The sequence below is a fragment of the Sphingomonas trueperi genome (genome assembly GCF_040545665.1).
Lineage (GTDB): Bacteria > Pseudomonadota > Alphaproteobacteria > Sphingomonadales > Sphingomonadaceae > Sphingomonas > Sphingomonas trueperi_B.
On sequence record NZ_JBEPMH010000001.1, the window covers coordinates 993,235 to 1,012,150 of the forward strand.

At 67.1% G+C, this 18,916-nt stretch carries 22 protein-coding genes; 8 read left to right on the plus strand and 14 right to left on the minus strand.

All coding sequences use genetic code 11. The features are described 5' to 3' along the window. Positions 1 to 73 precede the first annotated feature (73 nt). Positions 74 to 2,251: a S9 family peptidase gene (locus tag ABIC65_RS04475; RefSeq protein ID WP_354307079.1), complete on the minus strand. Its 2,178-nt coding sequence runs from the start codon at positions 2,249 to 2,251 to the stop codon at positions 74 to 76. Positions 2,252 to 2,510: 259 nt separating this feature from the next. Here ABIC65_RS04475 and ABIC65_RS04480 point away from each other — a divergent pair, with 259 nt between their 5' ends. After that, positions 2,511 to 2,921, plus strand: coding sequence for a hypothetical protein (locus ABIC65_RS04480; RefSeq protein ID WP_354307080.1), 411 nt, complete (start codon positions 2,511 to 2,513; stop codon positions 2,919 to 2,921). A gap of 22 nt (positions 2,922 to 2,943) precedes the next feature. On the opposite strand, the gene ABIC65_RS04485 is transcribed toward ABIC65_RS04480, so the two are convergent. Further along, positions 2,944 to 3,312, minus strand: coding sequence for a GAF domain-containing protein (locus ABIC65_RS04485; protein ID WP_354307081.1), 369 nt, complete (start codon positions 3,310 to 3,312; stop codon positions 2,944 to 2,946). Positions 3,313 to 3,725: 413 nt separating this feature from the next. Between ABIC65_RS04485 and ABIC65_RS04490 the strand changes: the two genes are divergently transcribed. Continuing rightward, complete coding sequence (locus ABIC65_RS04490; RefSeq protein WP_354307085.1) at positions 3,726 to 4,034, plus strand: hypothetical protein; 309 nt, start codon at positions 3,726 to 3,728, stop codon at positions 4,032 to 4,034. A 170-nt stretch (positions 4,035 to 4,204) separates the two neighbouring features. Here ABIC65_RS04490 and rplS read toward each other — a convergent pair whose 3' ends face one another. Genes rplS through ABIC65_RS04515 form a run of 5 tightly spaced genes read right to left on the minus strand, consistent with a single transcriptional unit; the run spans position 4,205 to position 6,384 of the window. Beyond that, entirely contained in the window at positions 4,205 to 4,591 is a 387-nt protein-coding gene (rplS, locus tag ABIC65_RS04495) for a 50S ribosomal protein L19 (protein WP_064309669.1), read from the minus strand. Position 4,592: 1 nt separating this feature from the next. After that, positions 4,593 to 5,327, minus strand: coding sequence for a tRNA (guanosine(37)-N1)-methyltransferase TrmD (gene trmD / locus ABIC65_RS04500; RefSeq protein ID WP_064309670.1), 735 nt, complete (start codon positions 5,325 to 5,327; stop codon positions 4,593 to 4,595). Then, positions 5,324 to 5,698 carry a type II toxin-antitoxin system VapC family toxin gene (locus ABIC65_RS04505; RefSeq protein WP_354307087.1) on the minus strand — a complete coding sequence of 125 codons (375 nt, stop codon included), beginning with the start codon at positions 5,696 to 5,698 and terminating at the stop codon, positions 5,324 to 5,326. The genes trmD and ABIC65_RS04505 overlap by 4 nt, the downstream gene beginning before the upstream one ends. Then, positions 5,691 to 5,960, minus strand: a complete 270-nt coding sequence (locus ABIC65_RS04510) for an AbrB/MazE/SpoVT family DNA-binding domain-containing protein (RefSeq protein WP_354307088.1) — start codon at positions 5,958 to 5,960, stop codon at positions 5,691 to 5,693. Before ABIC65_RS04510 ends, ABIC65_RS04505 begins: the two co-directional genes overlap by 8 nt. A gap of 55 nt (positions 5,961 to 6,015) precedes the next feature. Next, a complete protein-coding gene (locus ABIC65_RS04515; RefSeq protein WP_354307090.1) occupies positions 6,016 to 6,384 on the minus strand; it encodes a PIN domain-containing protein in 369 nt (122 codons plus the stop codon). A gap of 56 nt (positions 6,385 to 6,440) precedes the next feature. Between ABIC65_RS04515 and ABIC65_RS04520 the strand changes: the two genes are divergently transcribed. Beyond that, positions 6,441 to 7,343 (plus strand): NAD(P)/FAD-dependent oxidoreductase, encoded by a 903-nt coding sequence (locus ABIC65_RS04520; RefSeq protein WP_354307092.1) that lies wholly within the window; start codon positions 6,441 to 6,443, stop codon positions 7,341 to 7,343. Here the strand turns inward: ABIC65_RS04520 and ABIC65_RS04525 are convergent. The 5 genes from ABIC65_RS04525 to ffh all read right to left on the minus strand — a co-directional run bounded on the left by ABIC65_RS04525 (position 7,340) and on the right by ffh (position 11,269). Next, positions 7,340 to 8,161: a TIGR04222 domain-containing membrane protein gene (locus tag ABIC65_RS04525; RefSeq protein WP_354307094.1), complete on the minus strand. Its 822-nt coding sequence runs from the start codon at positions 8,159 to 8,161 to the stop codon at positions 7,340 to 7,342. The genes ABIC65_RS04520 and ABIC65_RS04525 overlap by 4 nt on opposite strands. 3 nt (positions 8,162 to 8,164) lie before the next feature. Next, positions 8,165 to 8,749 (minus strand): glycine-rich domain-containing protein, encoded by a 585-nt coding sequence (locus tag ABIC65_RS04530; protein ID WP_354307096.1) that lies wholly within the window; start codon positions 8,747 to 8,749, stop codon positions 8,165 to 8,167. Between the two features lie 39 nt (positions 8,750 to 8,788). Next, positions 8,789 to 9,289 carry a ribosome maturation factor RimM gene (gene rimM / locus ABIC65_RS04535; protein WP_354307098.1) on the minus strand — a complete coding sequence of 167 codons (501 nt, stop codon included), beginning with the start codon at positions 9,287 to 9,289 and terminating at the stop codon, positions 8,789 to 8,791. Positions 9,290 to 9,352: 63 nt separating this feature from the next. Continuing rightward, a complete protein-coding gene (gene rpsP / locus ABIC65_RS04540; RefSeq protein WP_354307099.1) occupies positions 9,353 to 9,739 on the minus strand; it encodes a 30S ribosomal protein S16 in 387 nt (128 codons plus the stop codon). 48 nt (positions 9,740 to 9,787) lie between these two features. Beyond that, positions 9,788 to 11,269, minus strand: a complete 1,482-nt coding sequence (ffh, locus tag ABIC65_RS04545) for a signal recognition particle protein (protein WP_354307100.1) — start codon at positions 11,267 to 11,269, stop codon at positions 9,788 to 9,790. Between the two features lie 236 nt (positions 11,270 to 11,505). On the opposite strand from ffh, the gene ABIC65_RS04550 reads away from it, so the two are divergent. Further along, positions 11,506 to 13,104, plus strand: coding sequence for a putative bifunctional diguanylate cyclase/phosphodiesterase (locus ABIC65_RS04550; protein ID WP_354307102.1), 1,599 nt, complete (start codon positions 11,506 to 11,508; stop codon positions 13,102 to 13,104). Here ABIC65_RS04550 and ABIC65_RS04555 read toward each other — a convergent pair. Further along, the gene (locus ABIC65_RS04555; RefSeq protein ID WP_354307104.1) at positions 13,079 to 13,657 is read right to left on the minus strand and encodes a DUF924 family protein; all 579 of its coding nucleotides are present in this window, start codon (positions 13,655 to 13,657) and stop codon (positions 13,079 to 13,081) included. The genes ABIC65_RS04550 and ABIC65_RS04555 overlap by 26 nt on opposite strands. Here ABIC65_RS04555 and mtaB point away from each other — a divergent pair. Genes mtaB through ABIC65_RS04575 form a run of 4 tightly spaced genes read left to right on the plus strand, consistent with a single transcriptional unit; the run spans position 13,657 to position 18,196 of the window. Then, positions 13,657 to 14,883: a tRNA (N(6)-L-threonylcarbamoyladenosine(37)-C(2))-methylthiotransferase MtaB gene (gene mtaB, locus ABIC65_RS04560; protein WP_354307105.1), complete on the plus strand. Its 1,227-nt coding sequence runs from the start codon at positions 13,657 to 13,659 to the stop codon at positions 14,881 to 14,883. The genes ABIC65_RS04555 and mtaB overlap by 1 nt on opposite strands. Next, positions 14,880 to 15,815: a signal recognition particle-docking protein FtsY gene (gene ftsY / locus ABIC65_RS04565; protein ID WP_354307107.1), complete on the plus strand. Its 936-nt coding sequence runs from the start codon at positions 14,880 to 14,882 to the stop codon at positions 15,813 to 15,815. Before mtaB ends, ftsY begins: the two co-directional genes overlap by 4 nt. Next, entirely contained in the window at positions 15,808 to 16,431 is a 624-nt protein-coding gene (locus ABIC65_RS04570; protein ID WP_354307109.1) for a septation protein A, read from the plus strand. The genes ftsY and ABIC65_RS04570 overlap by 8 nt, the downstream gene beginning before the upstream one ends. A gap of 7 nt (positions 16,432 to 16,438) precedes the next feature. Continuing rightward, entirely contained in the window at positions 16,439 to 18,196 is a 1,758-nt protein-coding gene (locus ABIC65_RS04575) for a chloride channel protein (RefSeq protein WP_354307111.1), read from the plus strand. Between the two features lie 40 nt (positions 18,197 to 18,236). On the opposite strand, the gene ABIC65_RS04580 is transcribed toward ABIC65_RS04575, so the two are convergent. Then, the gene (locus tag ABIC65_RS04580; RefSeq protein WP_354307113.1) at positions 18,237 to 18,860 is read right to left on the minus strand and encodes a superoxide dismutase; all 624 of its coding nucleotides are present in this window, start codon (positions 18,858 to 18,860) and stop codon (positions 18,237 to 18,239) included. Positions 18,861 to 18,916 lie beyond the last annotated feature (56 nt).

Sequence of the window (18,916 nt, forward strand, 5' to 3'; positions counted from 1 at the left end):
TAGAAGATGGAGCATGCCGCATTGCCACGGCATGCCCCCGGACTTTTACGTATCCGTGTGTGTTCTGAAGGCTTTACTTGGTCAACGCGCGATCAAGGAAGTTCAGGATAGTATTCCACAGATGCTCGCTAACGCCTGGCCCGCCGACGCGGTGGGTCTGGCCAGGATAGAGCATCATCTCGAACGGCACCTTCTGCTGCTGGAGCGCGGCGTACATTGCGGTGCCGTTCTCCAGTACGACATTGTCGTCCGACATGCCGTGGATCATCAGCAGCGGATCGGCGATCTTCGCAGCGTCGTCCAAGGTGCTGGCGGTCTTGTACGCCGCCGGCACCTGGCGCGGATCGCCCATGTAGCGCTCGGTATAATGGGTATCGTACAGTTCCCACTTGGTCACCGGCGCGCCGGATACCCCGGCGGCAAAGGTGCCCGGCGCCGCCTCCAGCATCTTCAGCGTCATGTAGCCGCCATAGGACCAGCCATAGGTGGCGACGCGCTTCGGATCGACGAAGGGCAGCGATTTGAGGTACGCCGCGCCGGCGAGCTGGTCCTGCACCTCCACGCCGCCCATCGCATGCCAGATCGCGCTTTCGAACGCGACGCCGCGATTGGCCGAGCCGCGATTGTCGATCTGGAACCAGATATAGCCGTGCTGCACCAGATATTGCTGGAGCGCGCCGCCCCAGGCGCGGCTGACCGTCTGCACATGCGGGCCGCCATAATGCTGGAAGAATACCGGGTAGCGCTTGCCGGGCTCCAGCTTCGGCGTGATCATCTCCCAGTGCAGCGCGGCGCCGTCGGGCCTCTTGATCGTGCCGAAGGTCCGCTCGCGATGGGCCGCGAGATAAGGATGGTACGGGTGATCGGCATCGCCGACCGCATTTTCCTGCACCCAGGCGATCCGCTTGCCATCGGCATCGGCGAGATAGACCTGGCGCGGCTGGTCGGGGCTGGAGCGGCTGACGATCGCACGGGTGGCGCTGGCGTCCATGCTCGCGGCGTTCCACCAGCCGCGCTCGGTCAGCCGGGTGATGGCGGCAGGCTTGCGATAGTCGATCCAGTAGAGGTGGCGCTCGAGCGGGTCGTCCTTGTTGCCCTGGAAGTAAAGACGACCGTGCTTCTGGTCGACGCTAATGCCGTCGGGCGCGACTTCCCAGGGCCCCTTGGTCAGCTGGGTGAACTTGCCCGCCTGCCAGCGATAGAGATGGCCATGGCCGTCGCGCTCGGACCACCAGATCAGGCTGCCGTCGTCGAGCGGCTTGAGTCCGTAGCTGAGGTTGATCCAGCTCTCGGGCGCCGCCGTCTCGCTGAACAGAACGCGCGATGCGCCGGTGGCAGGGTCGACCGCGAGCAGGTCGAGCCGGGTCTGCGCTCGGTTCTCGCGCTGGACGTAGAGCGTCCTGCCGTCCGCTGCCCAGTCGACACGGGCGAGATAGATGTCGCTATCGGGGCCGAGATCGACCTTCACCCGCTTCTGCCCGGTGGGATCGAGCACGTAGAGCTCGACCAGCGCATTGGCCGTGCCGGCCTTGGGGTAGCGCTGCTGGACGATGCTCGTCCCCTCGGCACCGATCGCCGCGCGAGTGACGATGCCGACGGGGGCTTCGTCGAACCGCTCGACCGCGACATGGGCGTCGTTGGGCGACCACCAATAGCCGACGCTGCGTGCCATTTCCTCCTGCGCGACGAACTCCGCCTCGCCCCAATGCACGGTGCCCGCGCCGTCGGGGGTGACCCGCATGGCCTTGCCGCTGCTCAGGTCCATGACGATCAGGTTCTGATCCTGGAGGTAGCTGGCGAACTTGCCCGCGGGGCTCAGCGCCGCGTTGAGCTTGGGACCGGCCGCGGCCGGCAGCTTGTCGACCTCCCCGTTCAGCCGCGCACGGAACAGCTCGCCGTCCAGCGGCACCAGGATCGATTTGCCGTCGGGCGCCCAGTCATAGGAGACGATGCCCTTGGTGCCACCGATGCGGGCGCGCTCGCGCTGCATCTTCTCCGCTTCAGAAAGCGCTGCGCCGGAGCCGAGCTTCTTCGAGTCGACCAGCATGCGCCACTGGCCATTGGCGGTATCCAGCGCCCAGAGGTCGTAGCGCTCGCGATCGTCGTCGCGGTTGCGCAGCAGGGTCAAATACTTGCCATCGGGGGACAATTGCACCGCGCGCGGTGCCGGGCCGTCCAGCGCGGGGCTGGCGAAAATGCGTTGCAGCGTCAGCGACTGCCCCGTCTGCGCCTGCGCCGCGACATCAGCCATGCTTACCCCCATCGCAATCGCCGCCCCCGTAACGCCCAGCATCCATTTGCGCATCCAACACTCCGCCCTTCCGGCATCCACTACCAGTCGGGGTGGTTTATCGAGCGCGGACAAACCGTAAAGAGGCAGTTGGCGTTTCGGGACAACCGTTGTCATTGGTGAGCCAACGATTGGGCACTTCCGCGAAGTCTCAAACAAGTCTTTTAGAAGCCTTGCGAAATGGAGAAGCAATTAAAGATATTCAAATTTCGGAATGAATATGCTCGACGCCATGGAAAACTATGGTAAAGTCCGAAGCACACAAGTTGCCGGAAACACGGCAGCCGCGGTGGAGCCGCGAAGCGGGGCGCGCTCGATCGATCAGGAGAAGTACCGCATGTCGGTGGACCGTCTTGGCAGGATAGGTTCAGGTGTTCCGGTAGAATGCGCTACGCGTTTGCTGGAGCAGAACTGGCCGCGTTCCACGCTTCTCACGCCGGCCGACATCGGATTGGGCGGCCGCGAGACCGCCGTTGCCGAATTTCTAGGGATGGTAGAGTCGCTCAGCGACGCCGGGTTCCTTGCCTATGAGGCACTCGTGTTCAACAGCGATGGCCCGATGCTGGTCGATGCCACGCTCACCGCACGCGGTCGCGCCATGCTGGCCAGCGAAGCCAACCAGGCGAACTGACGGCGTAAGGCCTTGTGGACCTTCAGTGGATGCTGGGCCGCGCGACGTCCATGCGGCCCGCAAGCCCTTGCAGCAGGGCGATATCCGCTGCATCGAAACGGCGCTCCGCGCGGTCGAGCACAGCCAATGCCCCGACACGTCGACCTTCACGCCACAAGGGCACAGACAATTGACTGCGATAGCCGAGCGCCATGGCTTCGAGCGGGTCGGACAATTGTCGCGCGGAATCAGCGGCCTCGACGCCATCCGCCGCCGCAAGTACGGCACGCGAGCCGGTATGCAACACTGCAACGTCGCCGCGCAGCAGCACCACCGCCGCGCGCACGATCCGGCTTTCCTCGGGCATCATCTCACCCGCGGCACACGATCCGAATCGATCATCCAATTCCAACGCTGCAATACCCCCAAGCCGACATGACGACACCCTGATGAAAACGGTTGTATCGTAAGCGACTCGCGGAGTTCCGGGCAGTACGGAGTTTTACCATCGACACATCTACCGGTGTCCGCCTCTTACGATGTTCCAGAACGAGACGACCAGATAAGTTATCAACCGGTAAATTCGTTTCGGATGCAATCCACGTCTAGGCAGATTTTGCCTAGTGGCGTAAATGCTGCGTCACAGCACGACTCCGGGAACGGAAAAAACCGATTCGGGTATGTGTGCATAGGAATGTTGCGGAACCGGCCGAGGGTCGATGGCGTGGTTCTGATAAATGCAATTTTGAGCAAGAGTTCGGTGGGTTCGCTACGGCCCCTCGGGTTGCACAAAGGCATGCGGACCATGTTGCTAAGGAGGACCTGATGTCGATGAGCGGGGAAAGTCGTGAGGCGCTGAGCGCCCTCGATTCGCGCTGCATCGTCGCGATCGCCGATGCACTGCAGCGCAGTTGGCCGGGCAGCGCCACGCTGACCCCGACGGCACTGGACCTCGGCGCATCGCTGGATCGCCATCACGCCTTCGTCGCCGCGGTACAGGGTCTCTGCGATCGTGGCCTGCTCGCCTATGAGGCGCTGCTGATCGGAATCGGCGGCCCCGAAGTGCGCGACGCGGCCCTTACCGCTCGCGGACGGGCACTCCTCCAGAACGACGGCCTCCGCGCCGCCGCCTGATCGGCCCCTTCATCAACGGCATCGAACGCGCCGCGACGGAGGCCGTCTGCGGCGCTTACTTGTTTCGACCAGCGGATCACTCGACGCGCTTGGCGCGTGATGCCAGGCATGAAAAAGGGCGTGCGAACCGCTCGGTCCGCACGCCCCTTCGCATTCTGGGAAGACCAGCCTTATTCGGCGGCCTGCGCCTCGGTGCGGGTGTCGCGGCGCTCGGCGATACGCGCCGACTTACCGGTACGACCACGCAGATAGTAGAGCTTCGCACGACGCACGACACCGCGACGCACGACCTCGATCGAATCGATGTTCGGCGAATAGAGCGGGAACACGCGCTCCACGCCTTCACCGAACGAGATCTTGCGGACGGTGAAGTTCGAACCCATGCCCTTGTTGGCGCGCGCGATGCACACGCCTTCGAAGTTCTGCACGCGGGTGCGCTCGCCTTCGACGACCTTCACACCGATGCGGACGGTATCGCCCGGGCGGAATTCCGGAATCTTCTTGGCTTCGTTGAACTTGGCAATCTGCTCGGCTTCGAGCGTCTGGATGAGGTTCATCTCAGTCAGTCCCATGTTTTCGCCGCGCGCCAGAGGGAGACTGGACCCGAACGCCCTCATGGCGTTCCCAAAGGTCTGGCCTCCTTAGCCGTGTATCGGTCTCCGCCATGGCGCGACGCCAGGCTTCGATCCTCGCATGATCCCCCGATCGCAGCACTTCGGGGATCGTGCGCCCTTCCCATTCAACAGGTCGGGTATATTGCGGATATTCGAGCAGCCCCGTTTCGAAGCTCTCGTCCATGCCGCTGGAAGCCGCGCCCATTACGCCGGGAACGAGCCGAATGCAAGCATCGAGCAGGGTCAGCGCCGCCATTTCGCCGCCCGAAAGGATATAGTCGCCGATCGAGACCTCCTCGATCTCCCGCGCCTCGAAGATGCGTTCGTCGAACCCCTCGAAGCGGCCGCAGAGCACGATCGCGCCCGGCCCTGCCGCCAGGTCCCGCACGCGGTCCTGGGTCAGCGGCCGCCCGCGCGGTGTCATGGCGAGCAGCGGGCGCCCTTCCCGCGCCACGCTGTCGATCGCCGAAGCGACCACGTCCGCACGCAGCACCATCCCCGCCCCGCCCCCGGCCGGCGTATCGTCTACCGAACGGTGCTTGTCGGTCGCGAAGTCGCGGATCTGCACCGCCTCCAGCGACCACAGTCCCTCGCGCAGTCCGCGCCCGGCAAGCGAAATGCCGAGCGGGCCGGGGAACATCTCGGGGTACAGCGTCAGGATCGTGGCAGCGAAGGTCACAGCGTCCAGTTCTCAAGCTTGAGGTCGGGGATGTCGGCGAAATCCCGTTCGTTGTTGGTGATCAGCGTCAGGCCGGCCGCCAGCGCCTGCGCCGCAATCAGCCGGTCGAGCCGGGCCCGGCGGAAGGGCAAACGCCCATACACCTCTGCGGCGGCGGCGTCGAAGGGCATCACTGGAACGTCGCGCAAAAAGGCTTGCAGCACCGCTCCCTGAGCGTCGCGAATGCCCAGCCGAACCTCCGCATAGCTGATCGCCGAAACCGCAAGGCTGCCTTTGGCTTGCGCACGAACGCGCGCGTTCAGCCGCTCCACCGAGCCTTGGAGCAGATAGATGCAAATATTGCTGTCGAGCAGAAACAGCGGGTCAGTCATCGCGCCGAAGCTTGCCCAGGTTCCAATCGAGCTCACGCTCCTCCAGCTCTCGATCTTCGTCCGCGATGAGCTTCAGATGCGGAAGTGCGCCGATCCAGCCGCCGCCGATCTTCTCCTCGTCGTCCACTGGCTCCACCGAAAAGCCGCGGCGTTCCTCCCGCAGCACCACCTCGGCGCCCTCCTTCAGGCCCAGTGCCTTGGGCAGGCGAAGCGCCAGCGAATTGCCCGACTTGAAGATTCTGGCGCGATATTCCTCGCCCATGGGCCACCTCCGTATATACGGGATGTATATACATTCACACCGAAGCGCAACGCGATCAGAACCAGTCTTCGATCCGCAGGCCCGGCACCGCGCGGAAATCACGGCCATTACGGGTGACCAGCGCCGCGCCCAAGGCGAGCGCATGCGCCGCGATCAGCCGATCATGTCGGCCGCGCGCGGCGCGCGCTGCGGGGAAAGCGCGTGCCGCCACGGCATCGAAGCCCAGCACCGGCACCTGCTCGAGCAGCGCGTCCAGCGCGGCACTGTCCTGCCCCGCTCCGTCCATCAGTTCCGCGAGGCTGATCGCCGACATCGCAATGGCCCCCGGCCCGGCCGCCGCGATCCGCCGCGCGACCGGCGCGCCGCCGCCCCGCAGCAGGCGAATGCAGACGCAGGTATCGAGCAGATAGTCGGGCGTGGCCATGCCCTGCCCTACACCGCGATGCGGAACCTGTCGCGCACCCCAAGCGCTGGCGCGCGATGGACGATTGCATCATCATCGGCGGCGGCCCGGCGGGGCTCACCGCGGCTATCTATCTCAGCCGCTATCATCTGAAGATCCGCCTGTTCGACTGCGGATCGAGCCGCGCCGCGCTGATCCCCTGCACGCACAACCATGCCGGCTATCCGGAGGGCATTTCCGGCCTCGACCTGCTCGCGGCGATGCGCGCCCAGGCCGAGAAATACGGCACCGTGCGCGAGGCGGCGAAGGTCACCAGCCTGCGCCCGATCGAAGGCGGGTTCTCCGCGAGGGTCAATGATCGCGAGGTGCGAGCCCGCTCGGTGCTGCTGGCGACCGGCGTCGTCAATCATCGCCCGCCGATGCCCGATGCACTTCACGACGTCGCGCTGGCGAAGGGCCAGATCCGCTACTGCCCGGTGTGCGACGGCTATGAAGTCACCGACAAGCGCGTCGCCGTGTACGGCACCGGCGAGCATGGCGCGCGCGAGGCGCTGTTCATCCGCAGCTTCACCCGGGACGTGACGCTGATCGCCCCCGATTGCCACGATCTGCCGCCGGAGCAAATCGCGCAACTGGAGGCCGCGGGGGTCGCCCGCGTGGAGGGCCCGGCCACCGACTGGGCACTCGAGAACGACCAGCTCCTCCTGACGGTGCCTGCGGGTCGCTTGAGCTTCGACAGCCTCTACCCCGCACTCGGCTCGCACATCCGCTCCGAGCTGGCCGTCGAGGCCGGCGCCCGCGCCGACGCCAGCGGCTGCCTGGAAGTGGACGACCACCAGCGCACCTCGCTCCCCGGTCTGTTCGCCGCCGGCGACGTCGCCAAGGGCCTCGACCAGATCAGCCACGCCATGGGCGAGGCCGGAGTCGCCGCGACGACGATCCGGAACATGTTGAACGCCGATACGCCGCTCTGGCGCTAGCTGCTGCAGCCCCCGCAGCCGCCCCCGCCGCAACCGCCGTCGCTGCTGCCGCCATCGGCGATGCTCGCGCCGCCATCGCCCCCGGCGGTGCGGAGACGGTGCAGCGCCTCCCATCCGGAGCCGATAAGGATGCTCGTCCCGAACAGCGCCACACCCAGCGCCGCCTCCGCGCCGGTGGGCGCCCGGCGGAGCCGCGTATGGCGTGCGCACGCCGCTGCGACGGCAATGCGGCCCGCACGCGTCCGTTGGTCGAGGCCGGCGAGACGCACGACCGCCACGACCACGGTCACGATCAACGCGATGGTCAGAAAGCCGACCGGCCTTCCCCGCGCCTCGCCGAACGCGAGCTTGACCAGCCCGAAGCAGGACAGCAGCACGAAGGGCGCCGCCTGGGCGATGCGCACGCGCCAGCCCTCGCCTTCGGTCATCAGCAGTCCTTGCGCCGTCAGTCGCGCGCGGATTGCCTGGCCGAGACCGGCGAGCGCCCAATCCACGCGGTGCCATTGCAGCGGCTGCGGCAAGACCCGCAAGGCAGTGACGGCCGGCGTCGCCGGGGCGTCCGCGGCGAGGACAAGATGTTGCTTCGCGTCCACCGCCAGATGGCCCGTCGCCAGCAGTTCCATGGCGACCATCTCGCTATGCCGCGGCAGGCCACCTGCGAGCACGGCCGCATCGTCCGGCGGCAGGTGCAGCGGGCGCCGCCCCTCCGGCCGCAGCGCGTGCGACAGTCGTCCGCTGGCAAGGCAGGCCAGCAGGAAAAGGGCGGCGTACAGGATCAGAAACGGCCCGCCCGAGAGATCGAAGGGTCCGAGTGCCATGGTTCATCCACTCCCTGGGAGCAACGCACCCATCCATCCGGCCGCTAGCGCCAGCCCCAAGAGCAAGGCGCCGATGGCCGCGTGCCGGCGCGGCACAATGAAGGCGTCGCGCGGGTGCACGCGGCGTGCCTTGTGGTCCTCGGTCAGCCTCCGCCGTGCGTCGGGCCACAGATCCGCGGGCGGCGAGCCGAAGACGCGCTCGTAGCTGCGCAGCGTCTCGGCATAATGCTGGAAGAAGCGATGCTGCTCGGCCGAACCGCCGGCGGTCGGGCCATGGTGGAGCGGTCGGCCCAGTATTTGCGGGCAGAAGCGTTCCCAATAGTCGCGCGTGTAGGTGAGGTGCAGGTGCCAGGCCTGATCGACCACATCCGAGGGCATGATGACACGACCGCTGGTCACCGCCAGGAAGCAGAAGCGGCGATATTCCTCCAGCACCCGCTCGGCATGCGCCGGACGCCAGCCATTCTCGCGCGCGAGCCGCACGACGAACGGCAGCGCCGCGTCCTCGGGTCCGATGGTGTAATGGGAGAGTGCCTTCCAGACCGGGTGGTCGGCATAGGGTTCATGCGGGCCCAGGGGCGCTTGCATTGATTTCCCAGTAGCAAACTGGGAAATAGCTGTCGAGCCTTACTCGACGAACGCGCTTGCCACGACGAGGCGCTCGTCGTCCCAGGCAGGCACCGCCTCGGGCCGCATCGGCACCATGAAGCGCTTGCCGTCGGGGCGTTCGATCTCGATCACGTCGCCCGCGCCATAATCGTCGATCGCGACGACGCGGCCGATCGGCGCCCCGTCCTCGCCCGTGACGGGCAGGTCGAGCAGATCGATATGGTAATATTCGCCCTCGCCCAGCGGCGGTAGGGCGGAACGCGGCACCGTCAGTTCGGTGCCGCGCAGTGCCTCGGCGGCGTTGCGGTCGGGCACTTCGGCGAAGCGGGCGATCACGCCATTGGATCCCCCGCGCACCGACTTGAGCGTCAGCTTGCCGCCGTTGAAGCTTTTATGCGCCGCCAGATCCTCGGCGAACACCTTCAGCCGCACCTCGCCCGCTACGGCGTGCGCGCCGATCACGACGGCGAGCGTCACCAGGCGATCGCCGCGGTTCGAGGGAGCGGAAGGTTCTGCCATGATGGGATGCAGCGACGCACGAGCCATCCCTCCCGCAACGATGTGCGGGAGGGATGTTCAAGCTCAGGCCTCGGTGGTCTCTTCGGCCGGGGCGGCAGCGGCTTCGGCAGCTGCCTTGGCCTTCTCGGCACGCTCCTCGGCGCGCTCCTTGGCCTTCTCGCCCGGAACCGCCTTGTTCGGGTTGTTGCGAGCCGCACGCTCCTTGACGCCGGCGGCATCGAGGAAGCGGGCAACGCGGTCGGTCGGCTGCGCGCCGACGCTCAGCCAGTACCTGGCGCGCTCGTCGTCCAGCTTCACGCGCTCGGCCGAATCCTTGGCGAGCAGCGGGTTGTAGGTGCCGATCTTCTCGATGAACTTGCCGTCGCGGGGCGCACGGGCGTCAGCAACGACGATCCGGTAGTACGGGCGCTTCTTGGAGCCGCCGCGCGACAGACGCATGGAGAGAGCCATTCTACTTCACTTCCTTCTAGAGATACGATTGAAACAAATTGAGTTAAGTTACTTCTTCTTGAGCAAATTCTCGAAGCCCGGCGGCAGCTTGGCACCGCCCGGCAGACCCGGCAGGCCCGCGCCCACCTTGTCCATCATCTCGCCCATCTCGGCGCCGCCCAGAGCGTTGCCGATGCCGCCCATGCCGCCGCCCGGGCCGCCCTTGGCGAGCATGCCCAGCATGCCCTTCAGGCCGCCCATCTTCTTCAGGCGCTTCATCGCGGTCTGCATCTCCTGATGCATCTTGATGAGCTTGTTGACGTCCTGCACGGTCAGGCCGCTGCCCTTGGCGATGCGGATCTTGCGCTTGGCGTTGAGCAGTTCGGGCTTGGCGCGCTCCTTCGGCGTCATCGAACCGATGATCGCGTCCATGCGGATCAGCACCTTGTCGCCGCCGACTTGGTCGACGGCGGCCTGCGCCTTCTTCATGCCCGGGATCATCCCCGCCAGCGCGCCGATGCCGCCCATCTTGCGCATCTGGTTCAGCTGCGCGCGCAGGTCGTTCATGTCGAACTGGCCCTTGGCGAGCCGGTTCGCCATGCGCTCGGCATCTTCCTGCTCGATCGACGCCGCGGCGCGCTCGACCAGACTGACCACGTCGCCCATGCCGAGGATGCGGCCGGCGACGCGCTTCGGGTGGAAGGGCTCGATCTGGTCGAGCTTCTCGCCCATGCCGGCGAACTTGATCGGCTGGCCAGTGACCGCGCGCATCGACAGCGCCGCACCGCCGCGCGCATCGCCGTCCATCCGGGTCAGGATCACGCCGGTCAGCGGCACCTGCGCCGAGAAGTTGCTGGCGACGTTCACCGCGTCCTGGCCGGTGAGCGAGTCGACGACGAGCAGGATTTCCTGCGGCTTGGAGATGTCGGCCACGGCCTTCATCTCGTCCATCAGCGCCTGGTCGACGTGGAGACGACCGGCGGTGTCGAGCATCACCACGTCTAAGCCCTGGAGCTTCGCCGACTGGAGCGCCCGGCGTGCGATCTCGACCGGCTGCTGGCCGGTGACGATCGGCAGCGTCGCCACTTCGGTCTGGGTGCCGAGCACCGCCAGCTGCTCCTGCGCGGCCGGACGATTGACGTCCAGCGACGCCATCATCACCTTCTTGCCCTGCTTCTTCAGCAGCTTGGCAAGCTTGGCGGTGGTGGTGGTCTTGCCCGAGCCCTGGAGGCCGACGAGCATGATCACCGCCGGCGGCGTGACGTCGATATGCAGTTCGGCGGTGTCCGCGCCGAGCATGTCGACCAGCGCGTCATGGACGATCTTGACGACCTGCTGGCCCGGCGTGACCGACCGCAGCACCTGCTGGCCGACGGCCTGCTCGGTTACCTTGTCGACGAATTCGCGGGCGACGGGCAGCGCGACGTCCGCTTCCAGCAGCGCCACGCGCACTTCGCGCATCGCGGTCCGGACATCGGCCTCGGCGAGCGCGCCACGTCCGCGCAGGCGCTCGAAGACGCCGCCCAGCCGATCGCTCAAACTCTCGAACATGATGCCCAGATCACTCCAAATCAGTCGTTGTTCCGCCAAACGCAAAACACGCCGGCGGACGAAACCTCGTCGGCCGGCGTCACCCCTTGGGGTGGCAAATGTCTCGCGTCCACGGAGGAACGGTGGGTCCCCTTAGCGAGAGTGGCGGCGGAAAGCAACCTCTACGGATTTAACCCGATCTACACGCCTTGCATGGGAAAACGCCGCTTCGTTAGTACGAGGGGCGTAGTGCGTCGATGACGCGGCAGCAGCATCAGGACCGGCAATATGCGCCGAAGGATCGCACCGCGGCGATCTTCAACGCGCTGTGCCTTGCCTCCGCGGTGCTGGCGCTAGCGATCGGCGCATGCCTGGGGTTCGACCATGTCGAACGGATCGTGCCGGGCGTCTGGCTGCTCGGCGCGCAGGCCATCAACCTCGTCCTCATTCTCCTCTGCGCGCGCCGCCTCGCCACCCGTCCCTCGCGTCGCGGTGCTGGCGAGCGCGCACAAAGCGTCGCCAGCCGCGATCCGCTGACCGGGTTCCTCCACCGCAACAGCCTGACCGAGGAAGGCGCCGCGATGTTCGCCCGCGCGCATCGCCGGAGCCAGGCAGTGGCGATGCTGGTGCTCGATCTCGACCGGTTCAAGGCGATCAACGATCTGCACGGCCACGCGATCGGCGACGCGCTGATCCGCACCGTCGCGCAGGAAGTCGCCCAGGCGTTGCCGCAGATGGCGCTGGCCGGGCGGCTGGGCGTCGACGAGTTCGCCTGCGCCTTCGCTTTCGACCCGCGCGAACCGGCGATCGTCGAGCGCATCGCCGAGCGGATCGTCACCCGCCTCGCCCAGCCCTTCGAGATGGAGGGGCATGTGCTGCACATCAGCTGCTCGCTCGGCATCGCCCGTTCCGACTTCGACTGCCCGAGCATCGACGCGCTGCTGCGCACCGCCGATATCGCGATGCACCAGGCGCAAAAGGCGGGGAAGAACCGCTTCGCCTGGTTCGATCCGGCGATGGAGCGCGCGCTGCAGGTGCGCAGCGCACTCGAAAGCGGGTTGCGCGTCGCGATCCCGCGCGAGGAAATCGCCCCCTATTTCGAGCAGCAGGTCGATCTTGCCAGCGGACGCCTGCACGGCTTCGAGGTGCTGGCCCGCTGGGAGCATCCCACCCACGGCATGATCCCGCCCGATCGGTTCATTCCGGTGGCCGAGGATGCGGGGCTGATCGGCGACCTGTCGCTGTCGATCATGCGCCAGGCCTTCCACGCCGCGCGCGACTGGGATCCTGGGCTCAGCCTGTCGGTCAACATCTCGCCGGTGCAGCTGCGCGATGCCTGGCTGGCGCAGAAGATCATCAAGGTGCTCACCGAAACCGGCTTCCCCGCCCACCGGCTGGAAGTGGAGATCACCGAAAGCGCATTGTTCGACAATCTCGCGCTCGCGCAGTCGATCGTCGGCAGCCTCAAGAACCAGGGCGTGCGGCTGGCGCTCGACGACTTCGGGACCGGCTATTCGTCGCTCGCCCATCTCCGCGCGCTGCCGTTCGACCGGATCAAGATCGACAAGAGCTTCATCCTCTCGCTCAGCCAGAGCGCGGACTCCGCCGCGATCGTCAACACCATCCTGCGGCTGGGCGAGAGCCTGAACCTGCCGATCACCGCCGAGGGCGTGGAAGACGCCGCGATCGAGGAGCGGCTGCGCGCGATCGGCTGCGCCAAGGCCCAGGGCTGGCTGTACGGCAAGCCGCTGTCGATCGCGGGCGCGCGCCGCCTGCTCGCCGAGCGGCGGCTGATCCTCCAGCCCGGACCGCGGCTGGAGGGCGGCGATGCTACCAGCCAGCTCCAGGCTGGCTGAGATAGTCGAGCTCGTCAGCCCTGGAGATGCGCCCCAGCACCTCGTTGCGTGCGGGGAAGCGGCCGAAGCGGCGAAACACCGCGGCATGATCGCGGGCATAGGCGAGCAACTCGTCGTCTTCGAGGCTCGCGAAACAGCGCAGGCTGAGCGCCTGGAGTTCCTCATCCTCGGCATGCTCGAAGGGCATGTAGAGGAATTGGCGTTGTTCCTTGGAAAGCCGCCGGTCCCAGCTGCGCTTCACAGCGAGCTTGGCGAGGTGCTGGGCGAGCGGGTCCCCGGCAAACGCCTCGGCCTGACCGCGATAGATATTACGCGAGAACTGATCGAGCAGGATGACGGCCGCGAGCAGCGTCTCGGGGTCCTCGTCCCAACCCGCCGCGTCGCTCGCCAGCACCCTATCGCGAAGGTCTCCGAACAAGTCGGCGATCTCGCGATCGAGTCCGGCGGACTTCAGGAACCATTGTTCGGGCAGCAGCGCGTCGAACCAGAAGGCCAGCACCTGGCCCGCCCGGTGTTGGACTTCTGCGGTCGGCGTCCTTAGATCGCTGGCCAATGTCCCTCTCCTCGCCTCTCATCCTTAACATGGGCTGCCGGCTGAACCTAGCCGAAGGTGAGTCGATCCGTGCGCTGCTCGACGGCAAGGACGCGATCGTGGTGAATAGCTGCGCGGTGACCAACGAAGCGGTGAAGCAGACCCGCCAGGCGATCCGCCGCGCACGCCGGGAGCGGCCCGAGGCGGAACTGGTCGTGACGGGCTGCGCCGCGCAGATCGACCCGCAAGCCTTTGCCACAATGCCCGAGGTGGATCGGGTGATCGGCAATGCCGAGAAGCTGCGGCCCGAGGCCTGGGCCTCCGAGGCCCGTGTGCAGGTGCAGGACATCCTCGCCGTGCGCGAGACCGCGCCCCACCTTGCCGCCAGCTTCTCCACCCATGCTCGCGCCTTCGTCGAGGTGCAGAATGGCTGCGACCATCGCTGCACCTTCTGCGCGATTCCCTTTGGACGCGGCAACAGCCGCTCGGTGCCCGCGGGCGCGGTGATCGACCGGATCGCGATGCTCGCCGAGGCGCATGGCGAAGTGGTGCTGACCGGCGTCGACCTCACCAGCTACGGCCATGATCTGCCGGGGGCTCCCACGCTGGGATCGCTCGTGGAGCGCATCCTGAAGCACGTGCCCAAGCTCCAGCGATTACGGCTTTCCTCGCTGGACGGGATCGAAGTCGACGACCGGCTGTTCGCGCTGCTCACCCAAGAGCCGCGCGTGATGCCGCACGTCCATCTGTCGCTCCAGGCGGGCGACGACATGATCCTCAAACGGATGAAGCGCCGCCACAGCCGCGCGCAATCGGTGGCGCTCGCCGAACGCCTCCGCGCCGCACGACCCGAAATCGCGATCGGCGCGGACCTGATCGCCGGCTTTCCGACCGAAGACGAGACGATGTTCGCCAACACGCGCGCCCTGATCGCCGATTGCGGCGTGGTGCATGCGCACATCTTCCCCTATAGCCCGCGCGCCGGCACGCCCGCCGCGCGCATGCCGCAGGTGGCACCCGCCACCGTCCGCGACCGCGCCGCCCGGCTGCGCGCGGCGGCGGCCGAGCAGCGGGCGAACTGGCTGGAAACCTTGGTCGGCAGCCGCCAGCAGGTGCTGGTCGAGCGACCGGGCGACCGCGGCCATGCAGAGAATTTCGCCGAGGTGCGGCTGACCGCCCCTCGGCAGACTGGAGAAACGGTGAACGTGACGATTGCACGCGTCGAAGACGGAGAGCTGGTCGCATGAGCGGGCCCGGCTGGCACGAAAAGCTGCTCGGCGGCTTTCGCAAGACGTCGGACCGGCTGCTCGGCAACCTCGCCGGCCTGTCGCTCGCCCGGCTGGACGAGGCGACGCTGGACGAGATCGAGGAGGCGCTGATCGCCTCCGACCTCGGCCCCGCCACCGCCGCCAAGGTGCGCGCGCGGCTCGCCGAAGGGCAGTTCGAGCGCAACCTCGAGGAACTCGGCATCCGCGTGATCGTGGCCGAGGAAGTGGCCAAGGTGCTCGAGCCGGTCGCCAAGCCGCTCGAGATCGAGGCGTTCCCGCGCCCGCAGGTGATCCTCGTCATCGGCGTCAACGGATCGGGCAAGACGACGACGATCGCCAAGCTCGCCAACCAGCTGCTCGAGCAGGATTATAGCGTGATGGTCGCCGCCGGCGACACCTTCCGCGCCGCCGCGATCGGCCAGCTCAAGACCTGGGCCGACCGGATCGGCGTGCCGATCGTCTCGGGCGCCGAGGGTGGCGACGCCGCCGGCATCGTGTTCGAGGCGGTCAAGCGCGCCACCGAGATCGGCACCGATGTGCTGATCGTCGACACCGCCGGCCGCCTGCAGAACAAGCGCGAGCTGATGGACGAGCTGGCCAAGGTCCGCCGCGTCCTCGGCCGCCTCAACCCCGCCGCGCCGCACGACGTGGTGCTGGTGCTCGATGCGACCACCGGCCAGAACGCGCTCAACCAGATCGAGGTGTTCAAGGAAGTGGCGGGCGTCACCGGCCTCGTCATGACCAAGCTCGACGGCACCGCGCGCGGCGGCGTGCTGGTCGCGGCGGCCGAGAAATACGGCCTGCCGATCCACGCGATCGGCGTCGGCGAGAAGGTCGACGATCTGCGCGGCTTCGACGCGAACGAAGTCGCCCGCATCATCGCCGGCGTGGAGGAACTGACCCATGGCTGATGCAGCCGCCCGCCCCAAGGCCTCCGCCGGCCTGCGCATGGCGCTCGACTATGGCCCGCTGATCGTGTTCTTCGCGGTCAACAGCCTCGCGCCCGGCGTCCAGCTCCAGCGCATCTTCACCGCCACGCTCGCCTTCATGATCGCGATGGCGGTGGCGATTGCGGTCTCCTGGTGGAAGACCCGCCACGTCTCGCCGATGCTGTGGATCACCGGCGTGCTGGTGCTCGTGTTCGGCGGGCTGACGCTCTATTATCACGACCAGACCTTCATCCAGGTCAAGCCGACCATCGTCTATGCGATGTTCGCGGTGATCCTCGGCTATGGCCTGATCGCCAACAAGCCGCTGCTCCAGACGATGCTCGAATCCGCCTATCCGGGCTTGAGCCCCAAGGGCTGGCGGCTGCTGACGATCAACTGGACCGTGTTCTTCGTCGCGATGGCCATCCTCAACGAAGTCATGCGCCACATGCTCGACTGGGACCGCTGGGTGACCTTCAAGACCTGGGTGGTGATCCCGCTGACGCTGGTCTTCGCGATCGCCAATATCCCGATGCTGCTGCGCCACGGCCTGCAGCTGGAAAAGCCCGAGGACGCGCCACTCCCGCCGGAAGGCTGATCCCGCCATGGGCCTGCCGCGCCACCCGGCCACCTTCCACGCGGTGCGCGCGGCCAACGGACTGCGACGGCAGATCCGATCGAACACGCTGCTGTTCCTGCTGCTGGCGATCGGTGTCGGCGCCGCGGCGAGCCTGGCTGCCATCGCGATCGGCCAGAGCGCGCGCGGGATGCAGCGCGTGCTGTTCGGGCTCGCGGTCGGCGAGCATCTCAGCGCGGCTAGCCATGTGGCGCCGCTGCGGCTGCTGGCCCTGCCGGTGGGCGGCGCGCTGTTAGGCTGCACGCTCTGGCTGCTCCGCCGCCGCAAGACGGTCGACGTGGTCGAGGCAAATGCGTTGCACGGCGGCCGCATCCCCGCACGCGATACGGCTACCGTGGTGGGCCAGACGTTGCTGTCCAACGGCTTCGGCGCCTCGGTGGGGCTGGAGGCCGCCTATGCGCAGGCGGGCGGCGGGCTTGCCTCGCTGCTCGGCCAGCGGCTCAAGCTGCGCCGGGCGGACCTGCGGACGCTGATGGCCGCCGGGGCCGGCGCGGGCCTGGGCGCGGCGTTCGGCGCACCGCTCACCGGCGCCTTCTACGCCTTCGAGATCGTGCTGGGCGCCTACACGCCCGCGATCGTCGCCCCGGTGGTGCTCGCCTCGCTGACCGCCGCGACCATCGCCCGCACGCTGGGCATCCACCCCTATGTGATCAGCGCGGGCGGGGCGCATGCGATCGGCACCGCCGACTATCTCCTCTATGCCCTGCTCGGCGTGCTCTGCGCCGGCTTCGGCATCACACTGATGCGGCTAGTGGCGCTGGTCGAGGCGGGCGTGCGCCGCAGCCCGATCCGGCCAGCCTGGGCACCGCTGATCGGCGGCATGCTGATGATCCCGCTCGCCCTGCTCTCGCCGCAGGTGTTGTCGAGCGGGCACGGCGCACTGGACATCAACCTCGCCGCCACCGCGACCCTCGCCTCGCTGGGCGTGGTGATCCTGCTTAAGCTGCTCAGCTCCGCGGTGTCGCTGGGTTTCGGCTTTCGCGGCGGGCTGTTCTTCGCCTCGCTGTTCCTCGGCGCGCTGATCGGGCGCTTCTACCAGCTGACGCTAGCCGAGATCCCCGGGCTCCACCAGCTCGCGCCCGACGATGCCGCGGTGGTCGGCATGGCGGCGCTGGCGGTGGCCGTGGTCGGCGGGCCGATGACGATGTCGCTGCTAGTGCTTGAGGTGACCCACGACTTCAGCATCACCGGCGTCACCATCGCCGCGACGCTGATCGCCAGCACCATCGTGCGCGAGATGTTCGGCTACAGCTTCTCGACCTGGCGGCTGCACCTCCGCGGCGAGACGCTGCGCAGCGGCCGGGATGTGGGCTGGGTCCGTGCCCTCACCGCCGCGCGGATGATGCGCCGCGATGTGGCGACCATCGCGGCGGATACCGACATCGCAACCTTCCGCGCGCGTTTCCCGCTGGGCTCGACCAAGCGGGTCGTGCTGCTCGACGCCAGGCAGCACTATGCCGGGATCGCCGAGACCGCCGCAGTGTGGAGCCCGTCCGCCGATCAGGCAGAGCGCGTCGGCAGCATGGCGAAATTCGTGGACAGCGCATTGTCACCCGACATGACGATCGCGGAAGTGCTGGAAGCCTTCGACGCGAGCGTGGCGGACGATCTGGCGATACTTTCGAGCGACGGGCAGGTGCTGGGGCTCATCACCGAGAGCCATGCGCGGCGGCGCTATGCAGAGAAGCTGGAGAAGGCCCAGCGCGACTTGTACGGGGAAAGTTGACCCTCCCGCCCGGCTACCGGACGGGAGGATCGACAAGGCATCAGCCCTGCTGGTCGGCGCGGCTCGCGCCTTCGCCGTCGAGGTTCTGGGCGACGAATTCCCAGTTCACCAGCTTGGTCAGGATGGTGTCGACGAACGACGGACGCGCGTTGCGATAGTCGATGTAATAGGCGTGTTCCCACACGTCGATCGTGAACAGCGGCTTCACGCCGTGCGCGACGGGCGAATCGCCGTCATGGAACGAGGTGACCTTCAGCGTATCGCCGTCCAGCACCAGCCAGCCCCAGCCGCTGGCGAAGTGACCGACCGATTCCGCCTTCAGCTTCTCGAGCAGCGCCTCGTGGCTGCCGAAGTCGCGGGTGATCATCTCGGCCAGCTTGCCGGTGGGCGCCGCATAGTCCGGCGTCAGGCACTGCCAGAAGAAGCTGTGGTTCCAGATCTGCGAGCTGTTGTTGAACAGGCCCTTGATGCCCTTGTCCTTGGCATAGGCGATCACGTCGGTGAGCTTCGCCCCTGCCAGCTCGGGAATGTCGGCAACCAGCTTGTTGCAATTGTCGACATAGGCCTTGTGGTGCTTGCCATGGTGGAAGTCGAAGGTCTCGGCCGACATGTGCGGCGCGAGCGCGTCCTTGGCGTACGGCAGTTCGGGAAGTTCGAAGGCCATGTCTTGCTCCTCTTGGGATTGGAAAGCTTGTCCGTCCGCCTAACGCATGGGAGCGC

Excerpts from the sequence above, each read along its gene's own strand:
- ABIC65_RS04475 (WP_354307079.1), bottom strand. The coding sequence starts at position 2,251 with ATGGCTGATGTCGCGGCGCAGGCGCAGACGGGGCAGTCGCTGACGCTG.
- ABIC65_RS04480 (WP_354307080.1), top strand. The coding sequence starts at position 2,511 with ATGCTCGACGCCATGGAAAACTATGGTAAAGTCCGAAGCACACAAGTT.
- ABIC65_RS04490 (WP_354307085.1), top strand. The coding sequence starts at position 3,726 with ATGTCGATGAGCGGGGAAAGTCGTGAGGCGCTGAGCGCCCTCGATTCG.
- rplS (WP_064309669.1), bottom strand. The coding sequence starts at position 4,591 with ATGAACCTCATCCAGACGCTCGAAGCCGAGCAGATTGCCAAGTTCAAC.
- ABIC65_RS04505 (WP_354307087.1), bottom strand. The coding sequence starts at position 5,698 with ATGACTGACCCGCTGTTTCTGCTCGACAGCAATATTTGCATCTATCTG.
- ABIC65_RS04510 (WP_354307088.1), bottom strand. The coding sequence starts at position 5,960 with ATGGGCGAGGAATATCGCGCCAGAATCTTCAAGTCGGGCAATTCGCTG.
- ABIC65_RS04515 (WP_354307090.1), bottom strand. The coding sequence starts at position 6,384 with ATGGCCACGCCCGACTATCTGCTCGATACCTGCGTCTGCATTCGCCTG.
- ABIC65_RS04520 (WP_354307092.1), top strand. The coding sequence starts at position 6,441 with ATGGACGATTGCATCATCATCGGCGGCGGCCCGGCGGGGCTCACCGCG.
- ABIC65_RS04525 (WP_354307094.1), bottom strand. The coding sequence starts at position 8,161 with ATGGCACTCGGACCCTTCGATCTCTCGGGCGGGCCGTTTCTGATCCTG.
- ABIC65_RS04530 (WP_354307096.1), bottom strand. The coding sequence starts at position 8,749 with ATGCAAGCGCCCCTGGGCCCGCATGAACCCTATGCCGACCACCCGGTC.
- rimM (WP_354307098.1), bottom strand. The coding sequence starts at position 9,289 with ATGGCAGAACCTTCCGCTCCCTCGAACCGCGGCGATCGCCTGGTGACG.
- rpsP (WP_354307099.1), bottom strand. The coding sequence starts at position 9,739 with ATGGCTCTCTCCATGCGTCTGTCGCGCGGCGGCTCCAAGAAGCGCCCG.
- ffh (WP_354307100.1), bottom strand. The coding sequence starts at position 11,269 with ATGTTCGAGAGTTTGAGCGATCGGCTGGGCGGCGTCTTCGAGCGCCTG.
- ABIC65_RS04550 (WP_354307102.1), top strand. The coding sequence starts at position 11,506 with ATGACGCGGCAGCAGCATCAGGACCGGCAATATGCGCCGAAGGATCGC.
- mtaB (WP_354307105.1), top strand. The coding sequence starts at position 13,657 with ATGTCCCTCTCCTCGCCTCTCATCCTTAACATGGGCTGCCGGCTGAAC.
- ftsY (WP_354307107.1), top strand. The coding sequence starts at position 14,880 with ATGAGCGGGCCCGGCTGGCACGAAAAGCTGCTCGGCGGCTTTCGCAAG.
- ABIC65_RS04570 (WP_354307109.1), top strand. The coding sequence starts at position 15,808 with ATGGCTGATGCAGCCGCCCGCCCCAAGGCCTCCGCCGGCCTGCGCATG.
- ABIC65_RS04575 (WP_354307111.1), top strand. The coding sequence starts at position 16,439 with ATGGGCCTGCCGCGCCACCCGGCCACCTTCCACGCGGTGCGCGCGGCC.
- ABIC65_RS04580 (WP_354307113.1), bottom strand. The coding sequence starts at position 18,860 with ATGGCCTTCGAACTTCCCGAACTGCCGTACGCCAAGGACGCGCTCGCG.